The organism is Nocardia sp. NPDC004722 (genome assembly GCF_053601505.1).
On sequence record NZ_JBSGBY010000691.1, the window covers coordinates 1 to 4,193 of the forward strand.

A 4,193-nucleotide genomic window follows, 5' to 3' on the forward strand; every position below is an offset into this window, starting at 1 on the left:
GTGGTCGCCGCGAGATCACACGCGTCGAAGCCCTCGGGTGCCGGGTCCCCGGCTACCAGCGCCCGCACCAGCGCGGCTTGCTGATGTGCGAGTGTCCCGGCCTCCCTTGCCGGTTCATCGATCGTGCCGTTCATCCGCCACATCCTCCTCCGCCGCCACCGCATCCACCACCGCCGCCACCGCTACTCCCGCTCCCACACGAGGAGCCGCCGTATGAGCCACTGACGCTGCCGCCCAGGACCGAGCCGCCGACGACGATGGCGAGCGCGCGAGCGAGCGCGGGGTCCAGCGCCCGCAGCGACGCCACACCGAAGAGCGCGGCCGCGAGCGCGGCGCAGTCGGGCCCGTACGCCGAGAAGGCTGGGGAGTTGGCGGGACGCAGGTATCGGTTGCGCGCCCGCGCCTCGGCGAGGGCGGCGCGGCCGCGACGGGTCAGCCGCGCCGGGCGGACCAGCAACCAGACCAGGACACCCAGGCCGATCATGATGCCCTCCAGCCAGGCGACGGGATGATGGCTGATCAGACCGCCGTGGATCACGCGAACTACCCCGACCGCGATCACCGCGGCGATCGGGATCGCGCCCCACCAGAGCTCCTCGTGTTGCCGGTCGCCGAGCAGGTAGCCGCGCGTGACGAGATCGTCCCGCATGACCTGGACCGCCGCGTTGACGTGGACCGGCGCCTCGGCCGGGGGCCGACCCGTACCCAGATGCGTGCGTAGCTCCGCAGTGGCCGGGTCCAGGCTTCGCCGCTCGGTCTCGTTCGGTTTACGCACCGCATTGCCCCGGGAGTCGATGAGCTCATGGGCGCGTAACTGGGCCAGGACGGCCAATATCGGCCGCTGGTCATCGATCAGCATGCCGATTTCGGTGGGCCGCAGCGGTGCGGTGGACGGCCACGCCGGATCCACGCGGCGCAGAACCTTTGTGCGCCAAGCGAATCCCAACGCCGCCGCACCGAGTGCGACGGCCAGGTAATAGCGGAGGAAATCCGGCCCGGATATCCCCCAGGTATCGGAGGCGGCTGCTGCCGCGACGACTCGAAACATCGAAATCCCACCCCAGGAGTCGTGATTTGTCGCTCCCATCCAGTATTGCTCGGGTCCGAACCGCGTGGTTATCCCCAGGAAACAGGGGTGGAGCAGACGGTGATCGGCGGGCGGCCCGCCGCGGCGGCGATGGCGTTCAGTTCGGCGACGAGTTCGGGTGCGGGCGGGTAGTTTCCATCGCGCTCGAGCATGTGGGGTACCGGGCGGGTGGGGGCGAATTCCGCTACCAGGGCCAGGACTTCGGCGGGGACGGCGTCGGTGTGGGTGTCGATGTAGCGGCCGCCGGATTCGTGGCCGCCCGCGATATGGCAGTACGCCAGGCGTTCGGCGGGCAGTCGCAGGAGTTCGGTGAGGGGGTCGCGGCCCGTATTGCGGGCGTTGGCATAGACATTCGCGATATCGAGGAGCAGGTACACCCCGGTGCGCTCGACCAGCTCCTGGAGGAATTCGGCTTCGGTGTATTCGGCGTCGGGCCAGTCGAACAGGGTCGCGATGTTCTCCACGGCCAGCGGCACGTCCAGCTGACGGCTGGTGCGGAAGATATTGCGTTCCAGGGTATCCAACGCCTCGCGGGTGCGCGGCACCGGCAGCAGGTGCCCGGCCTCCAGACCGCCCGCCCGCACGAAGGCGATGTGTTCGCTGGCCAGCGGCGCGCCGAGCGCCCTTGCACAGTCGGCGAGATGGGTGACGCGCTGCTCGTCGACCGGCTCGGCCCCGCCGAGCGAGAGCGAAATGCCGTGCGGCACAGCGGGAACACCTCGCTCGATCAGCGCCGCGAGTTCCTCGGGCACCGTGATCGCGGACCGTCGGCCGCGCGCCAATGATTCCGCGATCACCTCGCAGAATCCGATGCCGTCCAGATCGGCGACGATGCCGCAGATCTCGCGCCGCCAGCCGATGCCCACCGCTCCGGCCGGAAGTGGTGAACCGGTCATCCGCCGCAGCCTCCGCCGCAGCTGCTGCCACAACTGCTACTGCTGCCACAGCTGCTGCTGCTCCCGCAGCTGCTCCCGGTGTCGCTACTGCCGCAACTGGAACCGGAACCGCAACTGCTGCCGCCACTTCCGACGCCGCCGGCGGCGATCTCGGCGGCTCCGGCGAGCGCCGGATCGAGGCTCCACAGCGCCATGCCGCCGAAGAGCGCGACGGCGAAGGCTGCGCTGTCGGGCCCGTACGCGGAATAGGCCGGGGCATTGGCGGGACGCAGATGGCGATTGCTCGCGATGGTGGCCAGGAGGGTATCGCGGCCGCGCCGGGTCAGGCGGGTCGGCCGCCCCACCGCCCAGACGAACAGCGCCAGCACGACCATGACGAACACCAGGAAGCCGACCGGATGTCCGGACGAGGAGAAGATCCGGGCGAAACCCGCCACCAGCACCGCGAGCAGCGGAATCCGGGCCGTCCACAGGGCTTTTCGCTGTTTGCCGCCGAAGAGGTAGCCGCCGGCGATCAGATGCTGTCGTAGCCCGCCCACCGCCGAACCGGTAGCGACGAGCATCTCGGACACCCGCGGCTGCTTGGCGCCGAACAGGTGGGCGTAGAGCGTGCCGGAGACCGGATCCAATTGGCGCTGTTCGGCTTCGGTGGGCGTGCGTACCGGACGCCCGGTGGAGTCGATGATCTGATGGCCGCGCAATTGCGCGAGCCCCGCCAGCACCGGTCGCCGATCGTCGATCAGCATGGCGGTCTCGGTGGGCCGCAGCGGCGCCGCGGGCGGCCACTCCGGATCGATCATGCGCAGGATGGCGGAACGCCGGACGAACCCGGCGACGATCGCCAGCACCCCGGCGATCACGTAGATGACCATGAACACCGGCCCCGAGATCCCCCAGGTGTCGGGTGCGGCGGCGGCCGCGGCGGTCCACTGGACCATGGCGATTCCCCTCGGGAGTCGTCGAAACTGTCGATCACCACCAGTATCGCGGCTGCCCGGGGGTTGCGTTATCTGAGCACCGGGTGCGGTGTCAGGTCGGGAATGTCTGGGTGATTAGCCTGTTTCGGTGCGATTCCTCAGCAAGTTCTATATAGACGGGTTCATTCTGGGGATCCTTGCCATGGTCGTGCTGGCCAGCGTCTTCCCGGCCCGGGGTGAGGCCGCCGACGTCGTGAGCTGGCTGACGAAGATCGCCATCGGCTTGCTGTTCCTGCTCTACGGCACCCGCCTGGCTCCCCAGGAGGCGCTGGCGGGCCTCAAGCACTGGCGCTTGCACGTGACCGTGCTGGCCTGCACGTTCATCCTGTTCCCGCTGCTCGGCCTGGCCGCGCGGGTGCTGGTGCCGCACATCCTGACCAGCGACCTCTACACCGGTGTGCTGTTCCTGTGCCTGGTGCCGTCCACGGTGCAGTCCTCGATCGCCTTCACCTCGATCGCCAAGGGCAATGTGGCGGGCGCGATCGTGAGCGCCACCGTGTCGAACCTGCTGGGCGTCTTCCTGACTCCCGCGCTGGTGATCCTGTTGATGAACACCACCGGCCAGGCGAAGGTCGATCCGTCCGCGGTGGTGGACATCGTGCTGCAGCTGCTGGTGCCGTTCTTCATCGGCCAGCTGATCCGCCCGAAGGTGAAGGGCTTCCTGTCCCGCTACGCCGAGCCGACCAAGCTGGTGGACCGCGGTTCCATCCTGCTGGTGGTCTACAGCGCGTTCAGCGCGGGCATGGTGGAGGGCATCTGGCACGCCATGTCGCCGTGGCGGATCCTGTCGCTGGCGCTGGTGTGCGCCGCGATCCTGGCCATCGTGATCGCCGCGACCGGATTCCTCGGCGAGGCCGTGAAATTCGATCGCGCCGACCGGATCGTGGTGGTGTTCTGCGGTTCCAAGAAGAGCCTGGCCACCGGCCTTCCGATGGCCACGGTGCTGTTCGCCGGTCACCCGGTGGGCCTGATCGTGTTGCCGCTCATGATGTTCCACCAGATTCAGCTGATCACCTGTGCCGCCCTCGCACAACGCTGGGCTCGTAGCGCGCCGTGAGCGAGAGCAACCGGCTGTCCTCGCGCCGCAGCGAACGCCCGCCCGCCGACGGCCGCGCCGCCAGTGCGTGCAGCACGGCCCGGTCCGCGCCGGGATCCCCGACCGCGATGCGGGCGCTGCCGTCCGGATAGCGCTTGGCCACGATCCCGGCCAGCGCCAGCGCGGGTGCGATGTCC

The 4,193-nt window shown here is 69.2% G+C and carries 4 protein-coding genes and 1 pseudogene; 1 reads left to right on the top strand and 4 read right to left on the bottom strand.

The annotated features are described in order from the left end of the window. Positions 1–130: 130 nt before the first annotated feature. The 3 genes from ACWELQ_RS39895 to ACWELQ_RS39905 form a co-directional block, all read right to left on the bottom strand. A complete protein-coding gene (locus ACWELQ_RS39895) occupies positions 131–1,048 on the bottom strand; it encodes a TIGR04222 domain-containing membrane protein (protein WP_452402190.1) in 918 nt (305 codons plus the stop codon). Positions 1,049–1,116: 68 nt separating this feature from the next. Then, on the bottom strand, positions 1,117–1,983 hold the full coding sequence (locus tag ACWELQ_RS39900; RefSeq protein ID WP_452402191.1) for a DUF692 domain-containing protein: 867 nt from the start codon (positions 1,981–1,983) through the stop codon (positions 1,117–1,119). Further along, positions 1,980–2,921 carry a TIGR04222 domain-containing membrane protein gene (locus tag ACWELQ_RS39905; protein WP_452402192.1) on the bottom strand — a complete coding sequence of 314 codons (942 nt, stop codon included), beginning with the start codon at positions 2,919–2,921 and terminating at the stop codon, positions 1,980–1,982. The genes ACWELQ_RS39900 and ACWELQ_RS39905 overlap by 4 nt, the downstream gene beginning before the upstream one ends. A gap of 181 nt (positions 2,922–3,102) precedes the next feature. Here ACWELQ_RS39905 and ACWELQ_RS39910 point away from each other — a divergent pair, with 181 nt between their 5' ends. Beyond that, positions 3,103–4,017, top strand: a complete 915-nt coding sequence (locus tag ACWELQ_RS39910; RefSeq protein ID WP_452402193.1) for a bile acid:sodium symporter family protein — start codon at positions 3,103–3,105, stop codon at positions 4,015–4,017. Here the strand turns inward: ACWELQ_RS39910 and ACWELQ_RS39915 are convergent. Next, positions 3,971–4,193, bottom strand: a pseudogene (locus tag ACWELQ_RS39915) (aminotransferase); the annotation flags it as partial. The gene ACWELQ_RS39910 and the pseudogene ACWELQ_RS39915 sit on opposite strands and share 47 nt — an antisense overlap.

Bases quoted from the DNA above. Each gene is read 5' to 3' on its own strand.
- ACWELQ_RS39895 (WP_452402190.1), bottom strand. From the start codon at position 1,048: ATGTTTCGAGTCGTCGCGGCAGCAGCCGCCTCCGATACCTGGGGGATA.
- ACWELQ_RS39900 (WP_452402191.1), bottom strand. From the start codon at position 1,983: ATGACCGGTTCACCACTTCCGGCCGGAGCGGTGGGCATCGGCTGGCGG.
- ACWELQ_RS39905 (WP_452402192.1), bottom strand. From the start codon at position 2,921: ATGGTCCAGTGGACCGCCGCGGCCGCCGCCGCACCCGACACCTGGGGG.
- ACWELQ_RS39910 (WP_452402193.1), top strand. From the start codon at position 3,103: ATGGTCGTGCTGGCCAGCGTCTTCCCGGCCCGGGGTGAGGCCGCCGAC.